27 protein-coding genes are annotated in these 25,936 nt (G+C 73.7%); 9 read left to right on the top strand and 18 right to left on the bottom strand.

Going from position 1 to position 25,936, the window contains the following annotated elements; translation table 11 throughout:
* Window positions 1–40 precede the first annotated feature (40 nt).
* The 4 genes from ACQYWQ_RS11685 to ACQYWQ_RS11670 form a co-directional block, all read right to left on the bottom strand.
* Window positions 41–1,150 (bottom strand): hypothetical protein, encoded by a 1,110-nt coding sequence (locus ACQYWQ_RS11685; protein WP_431034304.1) that lies wholly within the window; start codon window positions 1,148–1,150, stop codon window positions 41–43.
* Window positions 1,151–1,269: 119 nt separating this feature from the next.
* On the bottom strand, window positions 1,270–1,734 hold the full coding sequence (locus ACQYWQ_RS11680; protein ID WP_431034303.1) for an RDD family protein: 465 nt from the start codon (window positions 1,732–1,734) through the stop codon (window positions 1,270–1,272).
* Between the two features lie 103 nt (window positions 1,735–1,837).
* The gene (locus ACQYWQ_RS11675) at window positions 1,838–2,644 is read right to left on the bottom strand and encodes an RDD family protein (protein ID WP_431034302.1); all 807 of its coding nucleotides are present in this window, start codon (window positions 2,642–2,644) and stop codon (window positions 1,838–1,840) included.
* A 479-nt stretch (window positions 2,645–3,123) separates the two neighbouring features.
* On the bottom strand, window positions 3,124–4,569 hold the full coding sequence (locus ACQYWQ_RS11670; RefSeq protein ID WP_431034300.1) for a catalase: 1,446 nt from the start codon (window positions 4,567–4,569) through the stop codon (window positions 3,124–3,126).
* Between the two features lie 332 nt (window positions 4,570–4,901).
* Here ACQYWQ_RS11670 and ACQYWQ_RS11665 point away from each other — a divergent pair, with 332 nt between their 5' ends.
* From ACQYWQ_RS11665 to ACQYWQ_RS11655, 3 genes are all read left to right on the top strand, one after another.
* Window positions 4,902–5,513: a hypothetical protein gene (locus ACQYWQ_RS11665; RefSeq protein ID WP_431034299.1), complete on the top strand. Its 612-nt coding sequence runs from the start codon at window positions 4,902–4,904 to the stop codon at window positions 5,511–5,513.
* A gap of 135 nt (window positions 5,514–5,648) precedes the next feature.
* A complete protein-coding gene (locus tag ACQYWQ_RS11660) occupies window positions 5,649–6,527 on the top strand; it encodes a Bax inhibitor-1/YccA family protein (protein ID WP_431034298.1) in 879 nt (292 codons plus the stop codon).
* 211 nt (window positions 6,528–6,738) lie between these two features.
* Window positions 6,739–7,050, top strand: a complete 312-nt coding sequence (locus tag ACQYWQ_RS11655; RefSeq protein ID WP_431034296.1) for a hypothetical protein — start codon at window positions 6,739–6,741, stop codon at window positions 7,048–7,050.
* A 146-nt stretch (window positions 7,051–7,196) separates the two neighbouring features.
* On the opposite strand, the gene ACQYWQ_RS11650 is transcribed toward ACQYWQ_RS11655, so the two are convergent.
* The 3 genes from ACQYWQ_RS11650 to ACQYWQ_RS11640 all read right to left on the bottom strand — a co-directional run bounded on the left by ACQYWQ_RS11650 (window position 7,197) and on the right by ACQYWQ_RS11640 (window position 10,849).
* Window positions 7,197–8,036, bottom strand: a complete 840-nt coding sequence (locus ACQYWQ_RS11650; RefSeq protein WP_431034295.1) for a hypothetical protein — start codon at window positions 8,034–8,036, stop codon at window positions 7,197–7,199.
* A gap of 317 nt (window positions 8,037–8,353) precedes the next feature.
* Window positions 8,354–9,574, bottom strand: coding sequence for an acetyl-CoA C-acetyltransferase (locus tag ACQYWQ_RS11645; protein WP_431034294.1), 1,221 nt, complete (start codon window positions 9,572–9,574; stop codon window positions 8,354–8,356).
* 198 nt (window positions 9,575–9,772) lie between these two features.
* Window positions 9,773–10,849: an SGNH/GDSL hydrolase family protein gene (locus ACQYWQ_RS11640; protein WP_431034292.1), complete on the bottom strand. Its 1,077-nt coding sequence runs from the start codon at window positions 10,847–10,849 to the stop codon at window positions 9,773–9,775.
* 199 nt (window positions 10,850–11,048) lie between these two features.
* Between ACQYWQ_RS11640 and ACQYWQ_RS11635 the strand changes: the two genes are divergently transcribed.
* Window positions 11,049–12,437 (top strand): cystathionine beta-synthase, encoded by a 1,389-nt coding sequence (locus ACQYWQ_RS11635; protein ID WP_431034290.1) that lies wholly within the window; start codon window positions 11,049–11,051, stop codon window positions 12,435–12,437.
* Between the two features lie 380 nt (window positions 12,438–12,817).
* Here the strand turns inward: ACQYWQ_RS11635 and ACQYWQ_RS11630 are convergent, their stop codons facing one another.
* Window positions 12,818–13,216, bottom strand: coding sequence for a hypothetical protein (locus ACQYWQ_RS11630; protein WP_431034289.1), 399 nt, complete (start codon window positions 13,214–13,216; stop codon window positions 12,818–12,820).
* A 315-nt stretch (window positions 13,217–13,531) separates the two neighbouring features.
* Between ACQYWQ_RS11630 and ACQYWQ_RS11625 the strand changes: the two genes are divergently transcribed.
* Window positions 13,532–14,371, top strand: coding sequence for a MurR/RpiR family transcriptional regulator (locus tag ACQYWQ_RS11625; protein WP_431034288.1), 840 nt, complete (start codon window positions 13,532–13,534; stop codon window positions 14,369–14,371).
* A 97-nt stretch (window positions 14,372–14,468) separates the two neighbouring features.
* The gene (locus ACQYWQ_RS11620) at window positions 14,469–15,053 is read left to right on the top strand and encodes a hypothetical protein (protein WP_431034287.1); all 585 of its coding nucleotides are present in this window, start codon (window positions 14,469–14,471) and stop codon (window positions 15,051–15,053) included.
* 18 nt (window positions 15,054–15,071) lie between these two features.
* On the opposite strand, the gene ACQYWQ_RS11615 is transcribed toward ACQYWQ_RS11620, so the two are convergent.
* The 5 genes from ACQYWQ_RS11615 to sigJ all read right to left on the bottom strand — a co-directional run bounded on the left by ACQYWQ_RS11615 (window position 15,072) and on the right by sigJ (window position 18,531).
* Window positions 15,072–15,446: a hypothetical protein gene (locus tag ACQYWQ_RS11615; protein WP_010278560.1), complete on the bottom strand. Its 375-nt coding sequence runs from the start codon at window positions 15,444–15,446 to the stop codon at window positions 15,072–15,074.
* A 6-nt stretch (window positions 15,447–15,452) separates the two neighbouring features.
* Window positions 15,453–15,887: a roadblock/LC7 domain-containing protein gene (locus tag ACQYWQ_RS11610; protein WP_007825959.1), complete on the bottom strand. Its 435-nt coding sequence runs from the start codon at window positions 15,885–15,887 to the stop codon at window positions 15,453–15,455.
* Window positions 15,888–15,925: 38 nt separating this feature from the next.
* Complete coding sequence (locus tag ACQYWQ_RS11605) at window positions 15,926–16,786, bottom strand: transcriptional regulator (RefSeq protein WP_431034285.1); 861 nt, start codon at window positions 16,784–16,786, stop codon at window positions 15,926–15,928.
* Window positions 16,783–17,253 carry a hypothetical protein gene (locus ACQYWQ_RS11600; protein WP_431034283.1) on the bottom strand — a complete coding sequence of 157 codons (471 nt, stop codon included), beginning with the start codon at window positions 17,251–17,253 and terminating at the stop codon, window positions 16,783–16,785. Before ACQYWQ_RS11600 ends, ACQYWQ_RS11605 begins: the two co-directional genes overlap by 4 nt.
* A gap of 384 nt (window positions 17,254–17,637) precedes the next feature.
* Complete coding sequence (gene sigJ / locus ACQYWQ_RS11595; protein WP_431034282.1) at window positions 17,638–18,531, bottom strand: RNA polymerase sigma factor SigJ; 894 nt, start codon at window positions 18,529–18,531, stop codon at window positions 17,638–17,640.
* Between the two features lie 83 nt (window positions 18,532–18,614).
* On the opposite strand from sigJ, the gene ACQYWQ_RS11590 reads away from it, so the two are divergent.
* Window positions 18,615–19,019, top strand: coding sequence for a hypothetical protein (locus ACQYWQ_RS11590; protein ID WP_431034281.1), 405 nt, complete (start codon window positions 18,615–18,617; stop codon window positions 19,017–19,019).
* On the opposite strand, the gene ACQYWQ_RS11585 is transcribed toward ACQYWQ_RS11590, so the two are convergent.
* Window positions 19,003–20,367 carry a diaminopimelate decarboxylase gene (locus ACQYWQ_RS11585; protein WP_431034279.1) on the bottom strand — a complete coding sequence of 455 codons (1,365 nt, stop codon included), beginning with the start codon at window positions 20,365–20,367 and terminating at the stop codon, window positions 19,003–19,005. The two genes, ACQYWQ_RS11590 and ACQYWQ_RS11585, sit on opposite strands and share 17 nt — an antisense overlap.
* Window positions 20,368–20,445: 78 nt before the next feature.
* Between ACQYWQ_RS11585 and ACQYWQ_RS11580 the strand changes: the two genes are divergently transcribed.
* Both ACQYWQ_RS11580 and ACQYWQ_RS11575 read left to right on the top strand, forming a co-directional pair.
* Window positions 20,446–21,069: a GNAT family N-acetyltransferase gene (locus ACQYWQ_RS11580; protein WP_431034278.1), complete on the top strand. Its 624-nt coding sequence runs from the start codon at window positions 20,446–20,448 to the stop codon at window positions 21,067–21,069.
* A 102-nt stretch (window positions 21,070–21,171) separates the two neighbouring features.
* Window positions 21,172–21,438 carry a GlsB/YeaQ/YmgE family stress response membrane protein gene (locus ACQYWQ_RS11575; protein WP_431034276.1) on the top strand — a complete coding sequence of 89 codons (267 nt, stop codon included), beginning with the start codon at window positions 21,172–21,174 and terminating at the stop codon, window positions 21,436–21,438.
* Window positions 21,439–21,798: 360 nt separating this feature from the next.
* On the opposite strand, the gene ACQYWQ_RS11570 is transcribed toward ACQYWQ_RS11575, so the two are convergent.
* The 4 genes from ACQYWQ_RS11570 to ACQYWQ_RS11555 all read right to left on the bottom strand — a co-directional run bounded on the left by ACQYWQ_RS11570 (window position 21,799) and on the right by ACQYWQ_RS11555 (window position 25,891).
* Entirely contained in the window at window positions 21,799–22,170 is a 372-nt protein-coding gene (locus ACQYWQ_RS11570; RefSeq protein ID WP_431034275.1) for a hypothetical protein, read from the bottom strand.
* Between the two features lie 1,215 nt (window positions 22,171–23,385).
* Window positions 23,386–24,633: a hypothetical protein gene (locus tag ACQYWQ_RS11565; protein WP_431034273.1), complete on the bottom strand. Its 1,248-nt coding sequence runs from the start codon at window positions 24,631–24,633 to the stop codon at window positions 23,386–23,388.
* Between the two features lie 5 nt (window positions 24,634–24,638).
* Window positions 24,639–24,923, bottom strand: a complete 285-nt coding sequence (locus tag ACQYWQ_RS11560; RefSeq protein ID WP_431034271.1) for a hypothetical protein — start codon at window positions 24,921–24,923, stop codon at window positions 24,639–24,641.
* A gap of 131 nt (window positions 24,924–25,054) precedes the next feature.
* Window positions 25,055–25,891, bottom strand: coding sequence for an SDR family NAD(P)-dependent oxidoreductase (locus ACQYWQ_RS11555; protein ID WP_431034269.1), 837 nt, complete (start codon window positions 25,889–25,891; stop codon window positions 25,055–25,057).
* Window positions 25,892–25,936: the final 45 nt, after the last annotated feature.

The raw sequence follows: 25,936 nt of genomic DNA, 5'->3' as shown, positions 1-25,936 counted from the left end.
CTCTGGGGAGGCAATGGCTCTTTTGCGGAGAAAGGCCGGGTCACCAGTGGGCGAACGATTTGAGAGGGCCGGGAAGGACGTTTTTGACGACTTTCTTGGCGCCGTCCACCGCGCCGTCGACAGCGTCCTCGGCGCCCTTCTTCGCGCCGTCATAGACGTTCTTGGTTGCATTTCCGATGGCCTGCCCCTTGTCCTTCCCCCAGTTACCGATCGCCTTTCCCTGGTCTTTCCCCCAGTTACCGATCGCCTTCGCACTGCTCTTCCCCCAGCCCTTGACGTCGTCACCCCATTTGTCCCAGGCCCAGGTGCCGAGGAAATAGGCGCCGGTCACGCCGAGGGCGGCCCAGCCGACGACGGGGACGGCTGCGGCGACAGTGACACCCGCGATCGTCCCGCTCGCCCCGGCGATCATCCCGGCCCCGGCCATACCGGCCCCGACGAGTTCGACGCCGCCCATGCCGCGGTCGACCCACGCTTGGGCGCCGCTGTGGTCGGGCGTGAACATCTCCTTGATGCCGTGGATGGCGGCGAGCGGGACGGTGATCTTGCTGAGGACGCCGGCGCCCGGGGCGTTCTTAGGAATCTTCCGCAGCCAGTCGGGAAGCCAGAACTTCGACTTGTCCAGCACGCCGCCGAGCAGCTTCTGCCACTTCCACGGTTCCTTGAACGCGTTCACCACATTCTTGGACTTGGCCAGCGCTTCCGTGATGGCCCGTTCCGCCGCGGCCGCGTCCTTTGACCCGAGCCCCGCGATTGTCCGGCTGAGTTCCAGCGCTTTCTGGGCGGCGGTGACGTTCTTACCCGCCTTCCACTTGTCGTAGAGCCGCAGCGCCGCCTCGATACCGGTCATGGCGCTCCACGACTTGATGGCGCCCTTGTACTCGATCCAGGTCTCCAGGACACCGGCCAGCGCCCCGTTCCCGAGCGTGGCGGAAGGGTCCTCCATGGTCAACTTGAGCATGTGCCAGACGTGTTTCGCGTTGTCCTCGGCCCACCTCGCCTCTTGGTGGAATTGCACGTCGATGCCGAGCGCCCATTTGTTGAGGATCTGGTCGACGAGGTTTCCCTGGATGGCGTACGCGCCGCCCGTGACGGTGATGGCGGAGGCGAGTTGGGGGGCGCGCTTGTCGTCCAGTCCCTTGAATCCCATGGCCGCCGCCTCAGAAGTGGCGGTGGGGAAGGGCGGGTGTGCGGTATGCGTACTTCACGATGTTCTCCCCGTAGTGATGTGATGATGCGAGGGCCGGTTACGTGAGCCGGTCGACGTGGCTAGTCCCTGCGAACCACGGTGATACCCAGGATTTCCATGGGGTAGGGAAAGCCACCCAAGAAGAAACCGAGCAATCCGACAGGCAGCGTGGGCAAGCCGATGAGCCAGCGCAGGGCGAGGCGGGGGAGGCCGACCGGGCGGCCGGTCTCCTTCATGACCGCGTGCATGTCCAGGACGTGGCGGCCGAGGCTGCCGTGGAGTACGCGGGCGAGCAGTACTTGGTTGACGAAGGAGCAGCCGAGGTAGCAGGCCGCTGCGATGCCCCAGTCCACGGCGGTCGAATGTGCCTCGCCCGGGGCGTAGTACTTCGGAGTGAGGACGAGGGTCGCGATGGTGCCCGCCACCGCGGCGAAGAGGAAGTCGATGACCATGGCCCAGGAATGCCGGCGGGTTGAGCCGGGCTCCGGTTCTTCTTCTTCCCGGGCCGGGTCCTGGGCCGGGAGCGGATCGGGCGCCGAGGTCACGGCCGCTCCACGTCGGGGTCGGCCTGGATAAGGCACGTCATGATGAACTTCCTTTGTGGAAAAGGTGGTTCGGAAGAGGTCACGTTATTTCCGTGGTTCGTCGTCAGGCCGGCGCGGTGATCCGGGGCCCGCCGCGTTCCCGCGCCGGTACGGCCGTGAGGCCGACAAGGCTCTGCGCGGGTGGTGCGGCGCCGAAAAGGAGGAAGAAGAAGCTGAGGGGGGCGAGGGCGAGGCCGAGGAGCCATTGAAGGCTGAGGCGCGGGATGCCGGGCTGGCGGCCGGTCTTCGTGACGGCCAGGCGGATGCCGAAGGCGCGGCGGCCGGGGGTGCCGTGCAGGGTGCGGTTGAGCAGGACGCGGTTGAGGTACGAGCACAGGAGGCACGAGCCGCCGAGGGCGCCCCAGAAGAGGGTGGTGTCGTCCATGAGGCGGTCGTCCGGGGCGGACAGGAGGACCGCGAACCACAGGACGACGCCCGCCACTGGTGTGAGGACGAAGTCGAGGAGCGCGGCCCCCAGCCGCCTGCCGTAGGCGGGACGGCCGCCCCGTCCCTCCCGTACCCGCCGCGCCACCGCCTCGCGCTCGCCGGCCCGGTCCTTCCGTGCCCGTTTCTCGCGCACCAGTGCCTCGTGCGCCGCGAGTTGGGGGTCTTTCGCCGCCGCCTCGTCCGCGGCGGTCCGTTCCGCCCGCGTCACCGCCGGTCCGTCCGGGACCTCGCGGTGGACGGAGCTGATACCGAGCCATTCGCTCACGGACAGCGGCGCGTCGAAGCCGGCGGCACCGGCCAGCGCGATGGCGAGGATCAGTACCCCGAAGGGCACCAGCGCGAGCCCCGCGAGCCAGCGGCCCACCAGGTGCCAGAAGCGGGGACGGCGACCGTCCTCGGTACGGACCACGTGCAGGCCGAGCATGAGCTTGCCGAGGCTGCCGCCGCACCAGCCGGCCCAGGAGCACGTGGTTGACGAAGGAGACCAGCAGGGCCGCGCCCCACAGCAGGGCCGCGGTCGTCCACGTGCCCCGCGCGCCGCCGTCCGTGGCGGACGCGTACGCCGCGAAACCGGCGAAGCCGAGCGGGATCGCGAGGGCCAGGCACAGGGCGGCGTCGATGAGGTTGGCCGAGCCGCCGCGCGACTCGCTCGCGGGCGGCCCGGTCAGCGAACCGTCCGGGTACACGGTCGGCAGCCTGTCCCGGATCGCCGTATTCGCCACTATTCCCCCAACTCCCCCACGTGCGAAGGCCCTTCGGGGGAGTGACGTTAGCGCAACAGTGTGTGGTTCCCCCATGCACCCCGGCGGTACGCGGTTCCCTCACGGGCTGCGGCGGCGCGCGCGAGGGCCCGCCTCCCGCAGAAAGCGGAGGCGGGCCCGTAGCCGTAGAAATCCCCGTGCGTCAGCCGAAGTTGGCCGCGATGCGGTCGCCCACCGACGGGTCGATGTTGCGCCAGTACTCGAAGGCGCGCTCGCGGACCTTGGGGGAGACGCCGTTCTGGAGGTGGCGGGTCACGTTGCCGACGAGGCGGTCGCGCTGGGCGTCGTCCATGACCTCGCGCACGAGCGTGCCCGGCTGCGAGAAGTCGTCGTCGTCCTGGTGGAGCGTGTACGCCGCGCGGACGATCTCGGCGGAGTCCACGAGCCACCCGGCAGGCTTGTTCCAGCGCTCCTCGTCGGCGCTCGGGCCGCCGTAGGAGTTGGGGGCGTACGGGCGCGCCACGTTCGGCTCGAAGTGCCGCATCGCGCCGTCCTTCGCGTACGAGCGCACCTCGTTGACCGTGCGGTTGGGCGGCAGCTGCGTGTAGTTGGTCCCGATGCGGTACCGGTGGGTGTCCGCGTACGAGAACAGCCGCGCCTGGAGCATCTTGTCCGGCGAGGGGCCGATGCCGGGGACGAGGTCCGAGGGGTCGAAGGCGGCCTGCTCGATGTGTGTGAAGAAGTCCGTGGGGTTGGTGTGCAGCGTCATCCGCCCGACCTCGATGAGCGGGTAGTCGCTGTGCGGCACCGTCTTCGTCACGTCGAAGATGTTGTACCGGTACGAGGCCGCGTCCTCGTACGGGATCGTCTGCACGTACAGGGTCCACGAGGGCGCGTCGCCGCGCTCGATCGCGTCGAAGAGGTCGCGCCTGTGGTGGTCGGCGTCCTCCCCGGCCATCGCGGCGGCCTCCATGTCGGTCATGTGGTCGACGCCCTGGTCCGAGTGGAAGTGGTACTTCACCCAGGTCCGCTGCCCGGCCCCGTTGACCCACAGGTAGGTGTGCGAGCCGTAGCCGTTCATGTTCCGGTACGTCTTCGGGATGCCGCGGTCGCCCATGAGGTACGTGACCTGGTGCGCCGACTCGGGGGACAGCGTCCAGTAGTCCCACTGCATGTCGTTGTCGCGCAGCGCGCTCGGGATCGTCCGCTTCTGCGAGCGGATGAAGTCCTGGAACTTGCTCGGGTCGCGCATGAAGAAGATCGGCGTGTTGTTGCCGACGAGGTCGTACACGCCCTCCTGCGTGTAGAACTTCAGCGCGAAACCGCGCGGGTCGCGCCACGTGTCGGGCGAGCCCTGCTCCCCGGCGACGGTCGAGAAGCGGGCGAGCATCTTGGTGCGGCGGCCAGGCTGGAAGACGTCGGCGCGCGTGAACTGCGAGACGTCGTTGGTGACCTCGAAGGTCCCGTAGGCGCCGCTGCCCTTCGCGTGCACGACCCGCTCGGGGACCCGCTCCCTGTTGAACTGCGCCATCTTCTCGATGAGGTAGTTGTCCTGGAGCAGGATCGGTCCGTCGGGGCCGACCGAGAGCGAGTACTGATCGCTCTCGACCGGGATGCCGGTGTTGTTGGTGGAGATCGGGTCGGCCACTGCGGGTCTCCTTCGCGCTTCGCGGTGGGGCGCGGCGGACGGGGTCCGCGTGTCGCGCCCCGGGTGCGGGAGCCGCTCGGGTGCCCGGCGGGGCCCGGGACCACACCTCACGCGGCGTGTGCGCCCGGGTTCGCTCGGTACGGCTCCCGCTCAGCCTCGGGCGGCGCGCCGGGCCCGGCAACCCGGGACGGGGAGCGCCTTCACCCACCCGGGTGAGAACGGGCGCGGAAGGACGACGGGCGGGGGTGGCGCCGGGGGAGACTGCGGGTTTCCCCGCCGCGCCGCCCCGCTGCCGCCCCGTTCGCCCCCCTTCTTCCTCCCGAGGAGTCCCCTTGCCCCGTACCGCCGCGCTCCTGCTCTGCACGCTCCTCGCCGCGCCCCTGCTCACCGGCTGCGGCGACGGCGGTACGGGAGCGCTGCGCGCCGGGCTGTACGCGGACGAGGACGGCGCGGCCTCGGCGTCCCCCGTCCCGCTCGCCGCGCTCCCCGCCGCCCCCGCCGCGCCCGCGGCTCCGGCCGCCCCCGCCGCGCCCGTGGCCCCGGCCGCTCCCGCCCCCCTGCTCGCCCGCCACGTTCTCGCGACGGTCCGCAGCGGCCCCGACCGCTTCCTCGTGTACGTGGCGGCCGACGGGCGCTGCGGCGTCGTCGGGCGTCGTACGGGCTCGGCGCGGCCCCTCGTGGACCTGCGCACCGAGGCCCCGCCCGCCGACGAGCCCGTGGAGTACCCGCTCGGCCCCTACGCGCGCACCCCCGAGGGGCCGGTCTTCGCCGAGGTGTGGTGCGGGCGCGAGACGGCGCTCGTGCGGTACGGGCTCGGCCACCGGCCCGGACGGCCGCGGATCACGGGCGAGGCGGACGCGGCGCGGGGACCGGGGCGGACGCTGACGGTGGCGGTGGGGAGCGCGGCGGTACGGGGCGAACTGCTGCGGGCCGCGCAGGAGTGAGCGGGAACACACGCCGCGTACGGCTCGTTTCTCCTGCGCGGGGAGGAAAGATCCTCCCCAAGCACTAGAGTCTTCCTTTTGCCTAAGCATTACTCTGGAGCGCAAGGCCACACAGGGTGGCCATGAAGGAGTGAGATGAGGAGCAGCAACCCGGTCTTCTCGCGACGGGGCTTCAGCCGCGACAACGGTTCCGCCGGCTTCCACGCGGCACCGCAGGCCGGGGGAGCAGCCGTCGGGACCGTCCCGGCACCGGTCGCGGGGAACCCGTACGCGAACAACCCCTACGCGCAGGCGGACGTCCAGTACGGCGTCCCGCAGGCCCCGCCCACCGCCGACCGCATGACGATGGACGACGTCGTCACCCGCACGGCAGGCACCCTCGGCACGCTCATCGTCTTCGCGGCGCTCGCGTGGACGCTGCTGCCGGTGGACGAGGCGAACATCGGCAAGTCCTACGGTTACGCGATCGGCGCGGGCCTCGTCGCTATGGTCCTCGCGCTCGTGCAGTCCTTCAAGCGCAAGGCCAGCCCCGCGCTCATCCTCACGTACGCGGCCCTTGAGGGTGTCTTCCTCGGCGTGCTGAGCAGCGCGGTCGACGCGCGCGTCGACGGCGCGGCGATGCAGGCCGTCATCGGCACGATGGCGACGTTCACCGCCGTCCTCGTCGCCTACAAGACGGGCGTCATCCGGGTCAACCGGCGCTTCGTCGGCTTCGTCATGGCCGCCGCGATGGGCTTCGTGCTCCTGATGGCGGTCAACCTGCTCTTCGCCGCCTTCGGCGGCGGCGACGGCCTCGGCTTCCGCAGCGGCGGTCTCGGCATCCTCTTCGGGATCATCGGCATCGTGCTCGGCGCGCTCTTCCTCGCGCTCGACTTCAAGCAGGTCGAGGACGGCATCCGCTACGGGGCGCCGAAGCAGGAGTCGTGGCTGGCGGCCTTCGGGCTGACGCTCACGCTCGTGTGGATCTACATGGAGTTCCTGCGGCTGATCGCGATCCTCCAGGGCAACGACTGACCGTCTTCGACGGGGCCGGATGGGGCCTGTCACCCTTTCTCGGGGGTGGCGGGCCCCTCCGCGTTTTTCCGGGGCTCCGCCCCGGACCCCGCTCCTCGAACTCCCCCAGCCCTCGGCCGGGGGACCCCCGGAGGGGCTGGATGGTGCGGGTCGAGGGCGGGCTGGATGGTGCGGGGCGGGGTTGGGGTGGCCTGGGCTTAGGCTCGGGTGCGTGCTTGATACGTCTCCGTTTCTCAGTGCCGTCGAGCAGTTTGCCGACCGCCTTCGTGCCGCTCCGCAGAGTCGTCTTCAGCGGGGAGCCGCCGCGCGGGCGCTCGCGTTGGCCCAGGAGCTTGCCGTGAGGGCGCAGGAGCGTGAGGAGCCGGGGAGTGAGCCCCGTGTGATGCCGGACGCGGGGATGTTCGCGGTGGCGGACCAGCTGACGGTCGCGGCGCACGACCTGGCACGGGTGTTGGCTGACGACACGGAAGTCGAGCGCGCGGCAGCCCTCGTGGCAGAGGCCCGCACAGAGGCAGGGGTCTGAACGTCCCGAATCCTCAGCCGAAATCCAGCCCCTCCGGGGGTCCCCCGGCCGAGGGCTGGGGGAGTTCGAGGAGCGGGGCCCGGGGCGGAGCCCCGGGAGGGCGCTCACGCGGAGGCGCTCACGCGGAGGTGCTCACGCGGAGGCGCTCACGCGGAGGTGATCACGCGGTCCGCCAAGAGGTACACGTTCCGCTCGCCGCAGCCGAACGTCAGGGCGAACGCCCCGGACACGCCCGAGCCGCCCAGCAGGAAGGGCTCGCGTCCCTCCCGTACCGCCTCCGCGAGGAGTTCCGCCGTCTCGCGGTGTCCCGGCGTCGCGCACAGCGTGGTGCCGTCCACGAAGACATAGACGTCCAGCGTTCCCAGCGGCCCCGGGCGCACGTCCGCCAGCGCCGTGCGCGCGGCGGCGAGCGCCTCCAGGCGCGCGACGGTCGCCGCGTGGTCGCCGATCGGGTTCGGCTGCGAGGGGACGAAGTCGGGGTGCGAGGGGTGGCGGCGCCGCGCGGCGGCCAGCTCGGCGGAGTCCTCGGGGTACTCGGGCTCCGGCTCGGGCTCCTCGTCCCTGCTGCGCGCGAGCAGCTCGTCCAGCTCCGCGAGGTCGAAGCCCGTGCCGAGGCCGTGGACCTCCGCGAAGGCGTCGAGGCCCGCGAGGTCGGTGGGGCGCGGCGCGTACAGGTCGTCGGCGCCTGCGGGGAGGCCGCCCGTCTCGCCGCTCTCGCGCACCTCCTGGGCGGCCCAGAAGGCCCGCGCCTCCGCGAGTTCGCGCTCGCGCTCCTCGGCGAGGGCGTCGGCGACGGCAGCCCTTATCGTGTCGGCGTCCGTACGGGCAGGGGGGACCTGCGCGTGTACGGGAACGGCGCCGCGCACCAGCTCGGCGCGGAGCGCGGCGAGCTCACGGCGCAGGGCCTGGGCCACGCGCAGCGCGACGAGCCCGACGACGACGGCGGCCGCCGTGACGATGAGCAGGGCAAGAGGCAGGGCGCTCACTGGCGTTACTCCTGATTCCGACGGGACCCCCGAACTGTCCACCCTCAGCTTGGCTCCTGACAGGGCCCGCTGTCAGTGCCGAATGTCACGGCTTGGGTGGATATGCACCTTCGATGCTTGCCGGTTCAACCATGCTGACCTGCACAAAGAGTTCTCCCCCGGGATTTGTGTCACATCCCGGGGGAGATCGGGTCACGAATTGATCAGGTGCGCACGGGGTGTTGGAGCGTACGCGGAGCGTGGGGGGCGCACGGCGCGCTCGGGGCGCGTGGAGCGTACGGAGCGCGTGGAGCGTACGGGGTGCGGCGCGGGCGGGGTCAGCTCAGGCGCTCGATGACCATCGCCATGCCCTGGCCGCCGCCGACGCACATCGTCTCCAGGCCGAACTGCTTGTCGTGGAACTGGAGGCTGTTGATGAGCGTGGTCGTGATGCGCGCGCCGGTCATGCCGAAGGGGTGGCCGACGGCGATCGCGCCGCCGTTGACGTTGAGCTTGTCCAGGTCGACACCGAGGGCGCGGTAGGAGGGGATGACCTGCGCGGCGAAGGCCTCGTTCATCTCGACGAGGTCGATGTCGTCGATCGTGAGCCCGGCGCGCTTGAGCGCCTGCTTGCTCGCGTCGACGGGGCCGAGGCCCATGATCTCGGGCGAGAGGGCCGAGACGCCGGTCGAGACGATGCGCGCGAGCGGGGTCAGGCCCAGCTCGGCGGCCTTCGTGTCGCTCATGATGACGAGCGCGGCGGCGCCGTCGTTGAGCGGGCAGCAGTTCCCCGCGGTGACGCGGCCGTCGGGGCGGAAGACGGGCTTGAGGCCCTCGACGCCCTCCAGTGTGACGCCCGCGCGCGGCCCGTCGTCCTTGCTGACGACCGTGCCGTCCGGGGTCGTGACGGGGGTGATCTCGCGCTCCCAGAAGCCCTTCGCGATGGCCTGTTCGGCGAGGTTCTGCGAGCGCACGCCGAACTCGTCCATCTCGCGGCGCGTGACGCCCTTGAGCAGCGCGAGGTTCTCGGCGGTCTGGCCCATCGCGATGTACGCGTCGGGGACGAGGCCGTCCTCGCGCGGGTCGTGCCACTCGCTCGCGCCGCTCTCGGCGACGGCCGCGGTACGGGCCTCGGCCTCGGCGAAGAGCGGGTTGTGCGTGTCCGGGAGGCTGTCGGAGTTGCCCTTGACGAACCGCGAGACGGTCTCGACACCGGCCGAGAGGAAGACGTCGCCCTCGCCCGCCTTGATGGCGTGCAGCGCCATGCGCGAGGTCTGGAGCGAGGAGGAGCAGTAGCGGGTGACGGTCAGGCCGGGCACGTAGTCCATGCCGAGCTGTACGGCGACGACGCGGCCCAGGTTGTTGCCCTGCTCGCCGCCGGGGAGCCCGCAGCCGAGCATGAGGTCGTCGATGTCGTGCGGGTCCAGCTCGGGCACCTTGTCGAGCGCGGCCCGCACGATGGTCGCGGTGAGGTCGTCGGGGCGCAGCTCCTTGAGCGACCCCTTGAACGCCCGCCCGATCGGCGAGCGGGCGGCGGAAACGATGACGGCTTCGGGCATGGCGGGCTCCTCGGGGCGGCGACGGCGGCGACGAGTGTGAAGCTACCGCCACGTAGAGCGCGGGTCACGGGCTGGGGCATGTGACACGGACCGCATTTCTAAGCGCTTGCTCATGGCGGGGGCGGGGGCGGGGGCTGGGGCTGGGGTGGGGGTGCCGCGGACCGGGGCCTCGTGGGGCTCCGCCCCCCACCCCGCTCCTCAGACGCCGGAGGGGCTGGATTGACCCGGACCGGAAACTCTCAGCCCCTCCGGCGCTTGAGGGGCCGGGTTCGGGCCGGAGCCCCGAGGGGGGTTCCCCGCGGAAGCGTGGCGCCTGCGCAGGAGAGCCAGCGGGCTCCGCCGTCCCCCGTGCGCGGGGAGCCCCGCGACCTCCGTACCGCCCGCGGCCGCGGCCTCCGCCGCCGCCTTCGCCACCGGGAGCACGCCCTCCTCCCCGGCCGGGTCCGCCGGCCACACCCCGAGCGCCGCGCACAGCGTCGGCAGGACCGCCATCGCCGCCGTCGCGTACCCCTCCGCCGAGGGGTGGTACTTGTCGGGGCCGAACATCTCGCGCGGGTTCGCCTCGAACTCGGGGCCCAGGAGGTCGCTCAGCGACACCGTGCGGCCGCCCTGCTCCACCACCCCGATGGTCTGCGCGGCGGCGAGCTGCCGCGAGACGCGGCGGGCCAGCCACCGCAACGGCTGGTAGACGGGCTCCACCGTGCCGAGATCGGGGCACGTGCCCACGACCACCTCGGTGCCCGCGGTGCGCAGCCTGCGCACCGCGGCGTTGAGCAGCTGCACGGAGCGCATGGGCGGCATGTGGTGGGTCACGTCGTTCGCGCCGATCATGACGCAGCACACGTCGGGGACGCCCTCGGGGTCCGAGACGACGAGCGAGACCTGCCGGTCGAGATCGTCCGAGCGCGCCCCCGGCAGCGCGATGTTCCGCAGCTCCACGGGCCGCTCCGCGACCGCCGCGAGCCCCGAGGCGAGCAGCGCGGCGGGCGTCTGCCTGGCCCTGCGCACCCCCTGGCCCGCCGCGAGCGAGTCGCCCATCATCGTGAAGCGGATCGGCGGCGGCTCGGCCCCCGGCCCCTCGGCCGCGAGCGTGCGCCCGTAGCGGCCGTCCGCGTGAGGCGGCACCACCATCTCGCCCACGCCCACGTTCCGTTTCGCGAGCTGGACCTCCGCGAGCAGCAGGCCCACCCCGGCGACCCCGAGCAGCCCGATCCCGCTCCCGCCGTACGCCGCACCCGCGGCGATCCTCCGTGCCACCCTCGCCCTCGACGACATGCGACGCAGCACCTCCTCGTAGCCGTACACCCACTCAATGCCCCGCGGAGCGGGTGTGCCAATCGCGCATACGGAGGACGGGGCACGGGCGGCCCCGCTCGGCGAACGGTTTTTCCCCGGCCCGCCGCCACGCCCCGTAGGCTGTCGTGACTCGGAACGAGCTGATCCAGCTCCCTAGACGCGCAAGCCGGAGACAACGGTGCACATCCACGACTCGATGATCGACCTCGTCGGCAACACCCCGCTGGTGAGGCTGAACCGCGTGACCGAAGGCATCCAGGCGACCGTCCTGGCGAAGGTCGAGTACTTCAACCCGGGCGGCTCGGTGAAGGACCGCATCGCGCTGCGCATGATCGAGGCGGCCGAGGAGAGCGGGGCGCTGCGGCCCGGCGGCACGATCGTCGAGCCGACGAGCGGCAACACCGGGGTCGGTCTCGCGATGGTGGCCCAGCAGAAGGGCTACAAGTGCGTCTTCGTGTGCCCCGACAAGGTCTCCACGGACAAGATCAACGTGCTGCGCGCCTACGGTGCCGAGGTCGTCGTCTGCCCGACCGCGGTCGACCCCGAGCACCCGGACTCGTACTACAACGTCTCCGACCGCCTCGTGCGCGAGATCCCCGACGCCTGGAAGCCCGACCAGTACTCCAACCCGAACAACCCGCTCTCGCACTACCACTCCACGGGCCCGGAGCTGTGGGAGCAGACGGAGGGGCGTCTCACGCACTTCGTCGCCGGCGTCGGCACCGGCGGCACCATCTCGGGCACGGGCCGCTACCTCAAGGACGCGTCGGACGGGAAGGTCAAGGTCATCGGCGCGGACCCCGAGGGCTCGGTGTACTCGGGCGGCTCCGGGCGCCCGTACCTCGTCGAGGGCGTCGGTGAGGACTTCTGGCCGAGCGCCTACGACCGGACCGTCGCCGACGGCATCGTCGCCGTCTCCGACAAGGACTCCTTCCAGATGACCCGCCGCCTCGCGAAGGAGGAGGGTCTCCTCGTCGGCGGCTCCTGCGGGATGGCCGTCGTCGCCGCCCTGGAGGTGGCGCGCGAGGCCGGGCCCGACGACGTCGTGGTGGTGCTGCTCCCCGACAGCGGGCGCGGCTACCTGAGCAAGATCTTCAACGACGAGTGGATGAACGACTACGGCTTCCTCGACGAGGCGGGCGAGCACCCGCGCGTCGGCGACGTCCTCAAGTACAAGGCGGGCCCGATGCCCTCGCTCGTCCACATGCACCCCGAGGAGACCGTGGGGCAGGCGATCGAGGTCCTGCGCGAGTACGGGGTCTCGCAGATGCCCATCGTGAAGCCGGGCGCGGGCCACCCCGACGTCATGGCCGCCGAGGTCGTCGGCTCGGTCGTGGAGCGCGAACTGCTCGACGCGCTCTTCGCGCAGCGCGCCTCGCTGAGCGACCCGCTCGACAAGCACATGTCCGCGCCGCTCCCGCAGGTCGGCTCGGGGGAGCCCGTCGCCGACCTCATGGCGGTGCTCGGTACGGCGGACGCGGCGATCGTGCTCGTGGAGGGCAAGCCGACCGGCGTCGTGAGCAGGCAGGACCTGCTCGCCTTCCTCGCGCGCGAGGCGGGGAAGTAGGGCGTGCTCGCGGGAGCGCGGGCGAGCGGGGCAGTGGCCGGGCAAGTGGTACGAGGCCGTCACGTGGGCGCAGCGCGTCGTTAACACGGGTCCGGCAGATTGGTGGGTGTCGGCAGGGAGGGAGCGGCTCCCCTCCCGGGCCGGCGACCGATACGGCGTTTTGGACCTCCGGAGCGGCTCCCGGACCTCCAACGCCAGGAGGCGGTGGCCCGGGCCTGACCCGGGCGAACGCCTCTCGCGGGGACCGCCGTCGTCCCGCCCCCCGGCCGCGATGCCGGGGGTGCGGCGGTCCTCGCGCTCGGTCGTTCCCCGGGCTCCGCGCCCGGACCCCGTTCTCGGGCTTCGCCCCACTCGTGGGGCTCCGCCCCCCGCCCCGCTCCTCAGTCGCCGGAGGGGCTGGAAATACTCGTCACCCGCGCCGCCACGTTGACGCCCACGATTCCCGCCCAGGCCACGATCAGGCCCGCCGTGCCGCCCTGGGCCGCCGCGATCGCCGAGAGGGGGATCGCGAGGACGAGCGAGATCAGGGCGAAGGCGTACTGGCGGAACCAGATGTTGCCGTGGAAGCGGGGGACGTGCGGGGACGAGCCCCGGGCCACGACGACCTGTTGTTCCGCGAGGCCGCGGCGTACGCGGCGGTCGATCGTCTCGTCGACGCGGCGCTCCATCTTCTCCAGGAAGGAGTCGACCAGCGCCGAGTCGTACTCCTCGCCCAGCTCGCGACGGGCCTGGAGGGTCGCGTCGAGTTCCTTGCGCAGTTCCCGGTCAGAGGTCTCCATACCCCGGGAGCGTACGGAGGGGCGGGCCCCCGCGCACGGGGGGAATCCCCCCTCTTCGCACGGTGGCCCGCCCCGCCCCCGCCCCTCAGGTCTGGGGCTTCTTGCCGTGGTTCGCGGCGTGCTTGCGGCGGGCCTTCTTCTTGCGGCGTCGCTTGGAGGACATACGCGATTCCCTTCGCAGCGGACGGTTCGGACTGGTTCGTATCCTTGTCGCCGGGGCGCCTGCCCGCATCCGGAGGCGCGCAATCCCCGGGAGCCGGGGCCGATTTCCCCGTACCGCATATATCCATGCAGCCTTCTGCTTAACTGAATGGCATGAGCGAGAGTGCCGCCGCACGGCTTCAGGCCCTGTTCGAGGGGAAGCGCCTCACGCCGACGCAGCGCCGTATCGCGCACTGCATGGTGCGCGGGGCCGCCGAGGTGCCCTACCTCTCCAGCGTCGAGCTGGCCGAGCTGGCGGGCGTGAGCCAGCCGTCCGTGACCCGGTTCGCCGTCGCGCTCGGCTTCGACGGCTATCCCGCGCTCCGCCGCCACCTGCGCGAGAGCGCCCCCGGCACCGAGCAGACCGCGCCCGACGCCGAGCCGAACGAGTACCAGCAGGCCGTGGCGGGCGAGATCGAGAACCTGCGCCGCCTGGCCGGACTCCTCGCCGACCCCGCCCCCGTCGAGCGGGCCGGCAAGCTCCTCGCGGCGTCCCGCCCGCTGCCCGTGCTCGGGCTGCGCGCCGCCGCCTCGCAGGCCTTCGGCTTCTCGTACTTCGCCGCGAAGGTCCACCCCGACGTCCGGCTGCTCGACGAGGGCGGCACGATGCTCGCCGACCGGCTCGACGCCGCGCGCCGCGCCGGGGCGAGCACGCTCCTGTGCTTCGCGCTGCCGCGCCACCCGCGCGAGGTCGTCGAGGCGCTCGCGTACGCCCAGAGCCTCGGCCTCACCGTCGTCACCGTCGCCGACTCCTCCTTCGCCCCCGTCGCCGCCCACTCCGACCTCCTCCTCCCCGCCGCCGTCGGCACCGGCCTCGCCTTCGACACCGCCTGCGCCCCGATGCTCCTCGGCCGCGTCCTCCTGGAGGCGATGGCCGACCACATCCCCGGGGCCGAGTCCCGCCTGGAGGAGTTCGACACGCAGGCCGCCGCGCGCGGCCTCTTCGCCGACTGAGCCCGTTCTCAGCGTCTCCTCATCAAGTCCCGTTAGCGTCGCTGCCCGCACAGGCGCAGGGCGCACGGGAAGCAGGGCGCACGGGAAGGGGACGGCAGTGGCGAGAGGCGGTACGGGACGGGGCAGGCGCGCGCTCGTCCGGGTCGCTGTGGTGGTCCGCGCGGGCGCGGCCCCGCTGTGGTGGTGCGGCCTCGGCACGGCGGCACTCGGGCTGATCCCGCCCGGGCTCACCGGGCGGCTCATCGGGCTGTACGGGGGCGTGCTCCTCTTCGTCCTGGCCGCCGCGCTCACCGCGTACCCCCGCCGCGCCCGCTACCGCGCCGGGCAGGAGGGCGCCGCGAGGGCCGCCCGGGACGACATCCTGCGCGACCGCGCGGTGACGGTACGGGCCTGGCGGCGCGGGCACCGCTGGTGGCTCGCGCTCGCCGTGCTCGCCGCGCTCGGCAGCGCCTTCGCCGCCCCGGCGGCCGGCGGGCTCGTCCTCGCCGGGTGCGGGACGGGGCTGTGGCTCAAGGCGCGGTGGCTCGGGCGCGCGGAGTCACGCGCCGAGGTCCTGTACTGGCTCCCCGCGGACCGGCTGAACGGACGCGGGGGCGGCCCCGTCTCCCGTACCGCGGGGGACTGGGCCACGACGGGTGCCGGAGCGGGCGACGCCGCGCCCGGCGGGGCACGGCGTCGCTGAGCGCGGGGAGGGGTGTGCTCAGACCTCCAGTTCGGACTCGATCTTCTTCAGCTGGTGGCGTGCCATCGCCAGGTTGGCGCGCGCGTTGTCCAGGACCAGGTAGAGGAAGAGGCCGTTGCCGCCCTTCGCCTTGAGGAGGCGGATCAGGTGGTACTGGGTGCCGAGCGTGATGAGGATGTCCTCGATGCTGTCCTGGAGCCCGAGGTGTTCCATCGTGCGGAGCTTGGCGCGGACCACGTCGGTGTTCCCCGCGGCGGCGACCTCCAGGTTGAAGTCCTTGCCCCCGCCCATCGTGCCGAGCGCCATACCGCTCGTGTAGTCGACGAGGGCGACTCCGACAGCCCCGTCGATCGATGCCATCGCGTCCTTGAGGGAGGCTTCGGTGTTGGCCATGAGTCGCTACATCCTTTCCGTGGCCGGCCGCGGTGACCGGACCGTCTCTCGCTGGTCGGCGACGCGTTCGAGCGCGGCGTCGACCAGTTCGCCGATCCGGCTCGCGGATCGGCGTCCTTCCAGGTGGAGCCTGCCGACGTTGACGCGCGCGTCGGCGAGGAGTGTCAGCACGGCGGCGCCGCCCGCGGCGTAGGTCGCCACGTACCCGCGCTCGCCGCGCACGAGGAGCTCGCGCAGCCCGCCGCGTCCGGTGGCCTCGGCCATCCGCAGCGCGACGCCGAGCGAGGCCGCGGTGAGCGCGGCGAGGCCCTCCGCCTCGACGCCCGGGGTGTCCTGCGCGAGGACGAGCCCGTCCACGCTGCCCGCGAGCGCCCCGGTCAGTTGCGGCACGCGGGCCCGCAGCCGGTGCAGTTCGTCGAGGACTTCGGCCTCCGCCGACATGAGTTGTCTCCTTTCGGCGCGTTGTCTCAGCCCACGGATCACAGCGCGGCCTCCAGCGCGTCGCGCAGCCGCCGGAGGAGGGCGATGTCGGGGTCCTGTACGCGGGGCAGCAGCCCGCCACCGAGCTGGGGGCGGGGCGCGGCGAGGGCAGCGGGCGGGGTGCCGGGGGCGACCGGGGCGCCCGGGGCCGCCGCGTGCCGGGGGCGCTGGGCGCGGCGCGGGGCGCGTACGGGCCCCACGAGGCCCGCGGCCGCGAGGCGCCGCAGGTCCACGAGCGTGTGGTACGCGGGCCTGCCCAGCGCCCGGGCGATCTCGGGCGCCGTACGGTAGCCGTCCACGAGCGCGAGGACGGGGCGGCGGCGCGCGCTCACCGCGACCGGGCCGCCCGTCTCCAGGCGCCGCAGCGGGGCGTGGTCGAGCGCGGCGGAGGGGTGGAGCCGGTCGAGGAAGGCGCGGCGGCGCAGGCACTCGCGCTCCACGGCACCCGCGTCCACGGGGTGCGCGACCGCGAGGGGGTGCGCGCTCCCGTACCGGAAGCGCGCGGGGCCGCCCGAGGGGGCGAGCGCGAAGTACGCGGCGTCGTGGAGCGCGCCGAGATGGCACAGCTCCAGCGTCCCCGCCCCCACGAGCCCCGCGGCGAGGAGCGCGCGCACGACCTCGCCCGTGTCGCCGCCCCCGGCGCGCGCCGCTTCGCGCGCGGCGGCGGGGCGGGTGCTCCCGCTCGTCAGGAGCACGTCGAGCGGCGGCGAGTCAGGGGCCTCCGCGTGGACGATCCTGCCTTCCACGAGGTGCAGCAGGCCCCGGTCGCGGCTCAGGGTCCCGGTCGCGCCCTCGTCGGCGAGGCGGCGCAACAGCGGCGAGACGGTCTCCGTGCCCGTCGTGAGCGTCTCCACGGTCACAGCACCAGCCGTTCGGCGATCTCGCCGACGCGGATGCGGGCGAGCGCGAGATTGCCCTCGGCGCGGTCGAGCCACAGGTGCAGGAAGACACTGCTGTCGAACGTCGTCCGCACGAAGCGGATGAGGTGGTAGCTGTCGCGGTTCGTGACGATCACGTCCTCCACGGGGAGGGGCTGATCGACCTGACCGGCGTGCGCGGGCGGCTGCGCCGTCCGCCCGGCCTGTCCTGCCCGTGCCGCCTGCGCCGCCTGTCCTGTCGGTGCCGTCTGCGTCGTCGCGGCGAAGGCGCGGTGCTCGGCGGCCATGCGGGCCAGTTCGGCGGCCTCGGCCGCGGTCGCCTCGTGATCGCCGTTGGGGGAATCGCCGATCGTGCCGAGGGCGAGTCCGCTGATCCAGTCGACGACACCGGCACCCCGCGCACCCGGGAGCCTCATGGCGTCCAGCAGACACTCGTCAATTCCTGGCACGCGGAACGTCACCTTCCCCGACCCGAAGTACGGCTTGCGGGCTTGAGGTTACGCAAGGAGTCACCCGGCTGGGGGAGTTCTGGCATTTTCCAGCGGAACATGCCGCGCCCCTCTATCCTCGCGTTCGCCGCCACGCCCAACGCCCCGGAGATCTCCGTGTGTTCACCGGACGCGAGGCGGCGCCGAACCCCTGGGGAGAGCGTGCGGGCGTGACGGGCCGGCGCGCGCCGGTACGGGGGAAGAGGGGGCGACGCGAGGGAAGGTGGGATATTTTGCGCGCCGGGTGTGCGGGGCCGGCGGGTCGCCGCGTACGAGAGGTGCCGCACCGCGAGCCCCCCCCGTGCGAGGTGTCCCCGCGTACGCGCTGCCCCCGCGTACGCGCTGCTACTCCTCCTCGCGCACCCAGGGCCCCAGCTTCTCCGGGTTGCGGATCACCCAGATCCGGTCCACGCGGCCCGCGTTCAGCTCGAAGGCGGCGACCGTCCGCACCACACCGCCCTGCGAGGCCGCGAGCCCCGGGAGCCCGTTGACGTCGCACAGCCGCAGGACGAGCCCGGGCGCCCGGTCCGCGATCGCGACCATGTACCCGGCGATCCCGGCCGCCCCCTCGACCGGGCGGAGCGCCGTGCCGACCATGCCCCCGCCATCCGCCGTCATCACGGCAGCGGGATCGAGGAGGCCGACGAGCGCGGGGATGTCCCGCGACTCCCACGCCTCCTTCACGTGCCGTACGACGGCGGCGCGCTCGGCGAGCGGGGCCGGGGGGCGGCTCCGCTCGCCGAGCCGCCGCCGCCCCGACGCGGCGAGCTGACGGCACGCGGCCGCGCTGCGCCCGAGGACGTCCGCGATCTCGGCGAAGGGGTAGCGGAAGACGTCGTGCAGCACGAAGGCGACGCGCTCGGCGGGCGTCATCGCCTCAAGCACCACGAGGAAGGCCATCGACACGGACTCGTCGAGCACGATCCGCGCGGCCGGGTCGGCGGCCTCGGGCGCCTCGGGCAGCGGCTCGGGCAGCCACGTACCGACGTACCGCTCCCTGCGGGCGCGCGCCGAGCCGAGCACGTCCAGGCAGACCCGCGCCGTCACCGTCGTGAGCCACGCGCCGGGCTGGAGCACCGCCGCGCGCCGCGCGGGCGCGAGCCCGTACCAGCGCGCGTACGCCTCCTGCACGGCGTCCTCGGCCTCGGTCAGCGAGCCGAGCAAACGGTAGGCCACATTGAGGAGTTGACCGCGCTCCCCGGCGACCCCGCGCGCGTCCGTGCCCGTCTCCGCGTCCATGTCCCGCCCCCCGCCTCACATTTCGCGGGCCCGCTTCGTCGGACCGGTGAGACCTTACCGAGCGACCCGCCCAGGGGGACCCCATGACCACGCAGACGGCGACCGCGCCCACCTCCCACGAGCGCTTCCTGCGCCTCGCGATAGCCCTCCAGACCCTCACGATCCTCTTCCAGGCCGTCTCCGCGGGACTCCTCCTCACCGCCCACCACGGCGAGACGCTGCACAGCGTCGGCGCGCGCGTCATGTACGGCGCCGCGATGCTCTACGTCCTGGCCGCCGTCCTCGCCTGGAGGCCGGGCGGCGCCTCGCCCCGCCAGATCTGGTACGCGACCGGCTTCCTCGCCCTCGCCTCGGCGCAGGTCGTCCTCGGCATCCAGCACGTCCCCTCGGTCCATGTCCCGCTGGGCGTCACGATGTTCGCGCTGAGCCTGCTGGCGCTGGCGTTCCGGTGGGTGCCCGCGAACCGGGCCGCTACAGGTCGTCCGTGAGGGCACGGGTGTGGGCCGCGCCCGATTCGGCGACGAACTCGGCGAGCGTCTGCGGAGCCCGTACGGTCGCGAAGCGCACCCCTTCCGGGGCGGCGGCGAAGCCGTGAATCCCCGGCCGCGTGAGGCTGTCGTACGCCTGGTGACGCGCGAAGCCGTACGCCCCCGTGTCGAGCACGGCGAGCCAGTCGCCCTGCTCCAGCTCGGGCAACTCGACACCCGACGCCAGGAGTTCGCCGTCGAACTGGGCGGGCCCCGCGAGGTCCTGGGCGAGCGCGGGCCCCTCCTTGGGCCGCCCCTGCGCGTCGTACGCGGCGAGCCTGCGCCCGCACGAGGGCCCCGCGATCCGCGTCCCCGCGTGCGTCACGGCGAGCCGCCGCCCGCCCAGCGCCCGTACGTACTCCACGCGCGCGAGCAGGAAACCGTGCCCCGCGAGCAGCGAGCGCCCGAAGCCCGTCACGAGCGCGTACCGCCCGTCGAAGAGCCCCGGGACCGTCTCCTTGAGCAGCGCCGCGTACCCCGTGAAGTCCGCCCCGTCCCCGTCCCCGACGTCGCCCTCGCGCGCCCCGGCGGCGAGCCCCCCGCCGAGCGCGAGCGTGTCGACCTGCTGCCGCCCGGCCGCCGCGTTGATCTCCTCGGCCAGCTCGTACACCTTCCGCACGCCCTCCGCGAGGCGCTCGGGCGGCACCGCGCCCGCGTTCTTCACCTCGGAGTGCGCGTGCAGCCGCGTCAGCCAAGGGCGTTCCGCGAAGGCCGCGACGATCCACTCGCGCGCGCCCTCGTGCCCGAGCGCCACGCCGAAGACGGCGCGCCGCCCCTCGCCCGCGTGCGGATCGACCCGCAGCCCGAACGTCGACGTCGCCGCCGCCTCCTCGCGCAGCGCGTCGAGCCGCTCCAGCTCCTGCGCGTCGTCCACGTCCACGAGTACGCCGCTGCCCAGCGCCTCACGCAGCTCGGCGACCGTCTTCGTCGGCGAGTCGAGCGCCGTGTGCCCCGGCTGCACCCCGGCCGCCCGCGCGAGCGCCAGCTCGGCCGCGCTCGCGACCTCGGCCCCGATCCGGTCCTCGTACAGAAGACGCAGTACGGGCACGAGCGGCGTGGCGCGCACGGCGAAGGTGTGCCGCACGGCGGGCCCGCCCTCCGCGACGAGCGGCGCGAACGCGGACTTGAGCGCGCGGGCCGTACGACGGATGCCCGTCACGTCGAGCAGCCCGGCGAGCGGCCGCTCCTCGCCGACGATCCCCTGCACGACGGCGGCCCGCACGGCCCGCTCCCTGCGCAGCTCGCCCTCGGAAGGACCGCCCGCACCGGAGGGACCGCCCGTGCCCTCATCCGGTGCGGCTTCGCTCATGCGGTCATCAGACCACCGGCGGCGGGCGGGCGCGAAAATTGGTGGACCGTGCGGGGCGCCGCTGATCGAATGCGTGGCATGACGTCAGACGCGCGCACGGCCACCGGGCCCCTCGTCCCGCCCCCGCCCCCCGACCCCGCGGTCGACTTCTGGACCGGCGAGCGGGTGCGGCTGCGCGCGGTCGAGCCGGAGGACTGGCCGCACTTCATGCGGTACGGGCAGCACTCGGCGAACGTGCGCCTCGGCGACCGCCTGGAGGTCCCGCGGTCGGCCGAGCGGTACCGCACGTGGCTCAAGGAGAAGGCGGCCGGGAAGACCGAGGGCGACACCTTCCACCTCGTCGTCGAGGACCGCGGGACGGGCGCGTGGGCGGGCGGAGTGAGCACGCACCACGTCGAGCTGGGCCGGGGGAACTTCGCGTACGGCGTCGAGATCGACCCGCGCTTCCAGGGGCGGGGCTTCGCGCGCGAGGCCGTCACGCTCGTCCTGCGGTTCATGTTCGACGAGCGGCGCTACCACAAGGCCGTGGCCGAGGCGTGGGCGCACAACACGGCGTCGGTCGCGCTGCAACGCAGCCTCGGCTTCGTGCAGGAGGCGCGGCTGCGGGAGCACGACTACACGGAGGGGGCGTACCGCGACGTGCTCCTCTTCGGTCTCCTGGAGGACGAGTTCCGCGGCGCGGATGCGGGGAACAAGGACTGAGCGGTCCCGCCCGGGGCACACTGCTCTACAGACATGTAGTACAGCGTGGTGTCGAACGGCCAGGCACCGTGACAGCCACCGCGACAACGGAGGAAGCAGGACATGGAGATCTCAGGGTTCATCAGCGCCGTCATCATCGGCATCGTGATCGGCATCCTGGGCCGCCTGGTCGTCCCCGGTCGCCAGCGCATCGGCATCCTCTGGACGATCCTGGTCGGCATCGTCGCCGCCCTCGTCGGCACGTTCATCGCCGCGGCCTTCGACGTGGCCGACACGAAGGGCATCGACTGGATAGAACTCGCGATCCAGGTCGTGCTCGCCGGTATCGGCGTGGCAGCCCTGGACCGCGCCAAGTCCCCACGCCGCTGACCGATGCCGGTCGGCAGCGCTGCTGACCGATGCGGTCGGCCGCGCTGCTGGCCGGCGCCGATGCGCCATGCCGCTGGCCCGGCCCCGAGCGGCCACGCAGGCCCCCGCCCGTGAAGACGGGCGGGGGCCTGTGGTGTGTGGGGGTGGGTATGTGGGGGGTGCCGGGGTGTGTTGCGGGGTGGGGGCTTCGGCAGGGGCGGGTGTTGCGGGGCGGGGGCTCGGTGCTGCGTGGCCGGGGCTTCGGCCGGGGCGGGGCCGGGTGTTGCGGGTGGGGGCTCGCCCCGGGGCGGCTCGGCGTGGCGGGGCGGGGGCTCGGTGTCGCGGGCCGGGGGGCTTCGGCCGGGGGCCGGGGTGCCGGGCTCAGTCGTACGTCCAGTCGAACGTCCCCATCACCGCGTCGAACCACTCGACGAGCGTCGCGCTCAGCGGCTCCGCCACTTCCAGCACCGAGAACACGGCCAGGCACCAGCGCCCCCGCCCGCCGGGCACCTCCACCGCGTACGCGACCTGCCGGGCGGCCACGGGGAGCCGCCCCTCCGCCACCGCGCGGTCCCGCCGCACGGCCGCCCCGCCCGCCACCTCGGCGACCTCCCACCCCGTACCGGGCACCCCGTCCCCCAGCCCGACGACCAACGCGGCGGGCACCCCCGAACCGGCGGCGGGCCGGTACACGTCCACCTCGCCGTCGATCCCGCCGAGCACACCCCACCGCGCCCCGTCCTCGGCGGACACCTGCTCCCAGGGGGCGGTGAGAAAGAACCGGTACCCGGTGACGGACCGCCCGGACGCGGCGGCCGAGCCGGGGGTGGCGGCCGAGCCGGGGGTGGCGGCTTGGTCGGGGGCGGCGGCCGGGGTCGGTGGGGGTGCTTGGGCTGGTGGTTCGGCTGACTGGTCGGGGGCGGGGGGTTGGGCGGGGCGTTGGGCGGGTGGAGGGGGTGTCTGGCGCGGGGGTGGGACTTGGTCCGGTGCGGTCGGTTGGTCGGGGGTGGCGGCTTGGTTCGGGGTGGCTGGCGGGGCTGGTGGTCGCGGTGTCTGGTGTGGGGTGGGGGCTTGGTTCGGGGTGGCTGTTTGGTCTGGTGATTCGGTCACTTGGTCCGGGGTGGGGGCTCGGTGGGGTGGTGGGGGTGCCGGGTCCGGTGGGGTGCTCGGGCTGGTGGCCGGGGTCGGGGGCTCGGGCGCCTGGCACGGGGCGGCCGCTGGGCTCGGAGCGGCGGCCTGGTTCGGGGTGGTTGGCTGGTCCGGTGGTTGCGGCGCCTGGAATGGGGCGGGTGCTTGGGCGGGTGGTTTGCGTGTCCGGTTCGGTGGCGGGGCCTGGGCTGGCGGATCGGGTGCCTTGGGCCGGGGCGGCCGCTTGGCTCGGAGCGGCTGGGCGGTCCGGTGGTTGCGGCGCGCCCCCGGGTGCGGGGCGGGGAGGTGGGGGATGGGGCGGGCGCCCGGTTCGGTGGGGGTGTCCGGTTCGGTCCGTTGGGCCGGTGCCGTCAGCGGGTGCGGCTGCCGTGCTTGGGGCGGCCTCGTTTCCCGGTGTGGCCGGCCCGCCCGGCTTGGCTGCGGTGCCTGGTTCGGCTCTGTCACCCGGCCCGGCCTCCTCTCTTGATCGTGCGCTGTCTCCTGGTTGCGCGGCGGAGCCCGGTCCGGGCCTGGTGTCGTCATGCGGTTCCGGGCCGCCGCCCGGTCTGGCGCCGCCGCCCGGTCTGGCTCCGTCGCCCGGGCGGTTTGGTGAGCCGGTCGGGCCCCGTCTCGCGGTGCCGCGCCGTCGCCTGGTCCTGCGCCGTTGCCAGGACCGGGCCCGCCGCCTCGCTCCGGCCTGTCCCGCCGCCTCGCTCCGGCCTGTTCCGCCGCCTCGCTCCGGCCCGTCCCGCCGCCTGGCCCGGGCGCGGTCCCCACCCGGTGCGGTCCCGGCCCGTCCCCCCCCCGCCCGGTCCCGGCTCGTCCCCGCCCCCCTTCTCGTCACCCGTTGCCCGTCCTCAGCCGGTTCTTCGTGTCCCGGTACCAGTCGGACGGTGCGGAGTCCCCGGCCTTGTCGGCGAGGTCCAGCGCCGTGCTCGCGCCCCACGCGCCCCGCATTTCCCGCAGCCTCCCCCGGGCCTCCTCGGCGCCCGCCCGCAGCTCCTCGTGCTCCGGGTGCCGGGCGCTCAGCTTCTGGACGTCCTTGGCCCTGCGGCCCGATTCGACGTCCCCCAGAGCCAGGTTCCGCTCGCGACGGCTCAGCTGGGGGAGGCCGGCCGTCCTGACGTCCTCGCCCGCGCGAAGCGCCGCGCGGCGGGCCCGTTCCTCCAGCCGCAGCCGCCGCGCGCGGGCGGTGCGCCGTGCCGTACCCGAGACGCCCCCGCCCCGTCGCCGCGCCCGCCGCGCGGCGGCGCGCCGCGCCCCGCTCGTCGCCTCCCGCGCCCTCGCCCCCGCCGCTTCGGCGGCCAGCCCGGCGGCCGTCGTCCGGGCCCGCCCCTGGAGGGAGTTGATCGCGCGGGCGGCGAGCACGCCGTCGCGGGCGAACTTGAGGGCGGCGATGTCGAGGAGGACGTCGAACCAGGAGCACGCCCCCGCACCGGCCTGCGCGAGATGGAGGGCGGCGACGGAGAGGGAGGCGCCGAGGGCGAGCGGGCCGAGCGCGGGGAAGAACATCGCGGCGAAACCGGCCAGGGTCGCGGTCCAGCCGAGCGCGTCGACGAGGTCGTCGAGGGTGCCCGAGGTGAGCACGCGCGAGACGAACGCGGTGGCGGGGACGGCGAAGTCGTCCCAGAGGGAGTCGGTGAGGGCGTCGTCGACGGCGGTACGCACGCGACCGGCGTGGCGCGCGGCCTCGCCCTCGTACTCCTCGCTGAGGCGGGAGAGCCGGGCGCGGAGCGGCGGGAGCCCGGCGTCGCCGGTGGCGCGGGCCTCGGTGAGGAGGCGCGCCGCCGCGGAGCGCAGGTGCTGGAGCGTCCCGGCCCAGGCGTCGAGTTCGCGGTGGACGCGGGCGTAGCGGCTCGCCGCGGTGGCGAGCCGGGCGGCGAGGTCGTGGGCGTGCGCGCGCAGCGATTCGGCGTAGCGGCCGCGCAGGACGTCGTCGTCCCCGATGAGCCGCAGTGCCTCGGACTGCTCGCGCAGGAGCCGGGCGACGGCACGGAGGCGGGCGGCCTCCGCGCGCAGGGTCTCCGGGTCGCCGGGGAGGGGGTCGTGGGCGCACAGCGGGTGCCAGTCGGCACGGGGTCCTGGCACGGGCTTCAGGGGCGCGGGGCGGCGCGGGCGAGGTCGTCCTCGAAGGACAGGAAGGCGTCGCCGCTGTGCGCGAGGAGGCGGCCCACGGTCTCCAGAGAGGCGAGGAGACGGCTGCGGTTGTCGTCCCAGTTGCTGGCGAAGTCACGTACGGCGGAGGCGAGTTCAGTGGCGCCGACGAGCCGGGCGAGGTCGTCGGCACGGTCGTCGGCATCGCGGAGTTCGCGGTGGAGCCGGGCGAGCCGGTCGGCGGACCGGCCGAGCAACGCGAGATCGACACGGAGATCGGTCATGCGCGGCACGCTAGCCCGCCCGGGCCCCTCGCCCCGCCGCCCGCCCGGCCGGGCCCGAGGCCCCCCAAGGCCCCGCGCCCGCCCCGGCTCACCCGAAGGAGTGAGCCACCGCGCTCACCCGCCGCACCGCCTCACTCCCCCTTCGGGAAGTCCGCCGAGCGGCTCAGCTCCTCCCACTTCGCGTCCTCGGCGACACGGCCCGACCAGGCGGCGCGCCCGTACTCGTAGGCGTCGCTGCCGAGAAGGAGACGGACGGGGGGCTCGTCGAGCGAGGCGACCTTGAGGATCGCCTGGGCGACGCGGGCGGGGTCGCCGGGTGCCTCGGTGTCGAAGTTGTGCCGCAGCCGCACGGCGTTGGCCATCAGCTCCCGGTACGGGCCGCCGGCCGGGGGGACCTCCATCGACGCGCCGCCCCAGTCGGTCCGCATCCCGCCGGGCTCGATCACCGTGACCTTGATCCCGAACTGCGCGGTCTCCGCGGCCAGCACCTCCGAGAAGCCGCCCACCGCCCACTTCGCCGACTGGTACGCGGCGAGTCCCGGGCTCGCGACGCGCCCGCCGACCGAGGAGATCTGGATGATGTGGCCGCCGCCCTGCTTCCGCAGCACGGGGAGCGCGGCACGGCTCGTGTACACGACGCCGTAGAAGTTCGTGTCGATCTGCCGCCGGAAGTCGTCGAGGTCGTTGTCCTCGATCGTGACGAGGTTCGCCTGCCCGGCGTTGTTCACCACGACGTCGAGCCGCCCGAAGCGCTCGACCGCCTCGGCGACGACGCGCTCGGCGGCGGCCGGATCGGTCACGTCCTGCCGCGCGGTGGCGAGCGCGTCCCCGTACGAGGCGCGCAGGTCGTCGAGCGCACGGGGATCGCGCGCCGTGGCGAGCACGCGGTGCCCGGCCCGGAGCGCGGCCTCGACGAGCGCGCGGCCGAGACCGCGCGAGGAACCGGTGATGAGGAAGACCTGGGACATGGGAGGAACCTCCGGGAGATAGAGGGGAGCCGGCACGCGAGGCGC

Source organism: Streptomyces sp. P6-2-1, from assembly GCF_050613165.1.
GTDB lineage: Bacteria > Actinomycetota > Actinomycetes > Streptomycetales > Streptomycetaceae > Streptomyces.
Note: the sequence above shows the minus strand (reverse complement) of the source record. Positions and strands in the feature narration are given on the sequence as shown.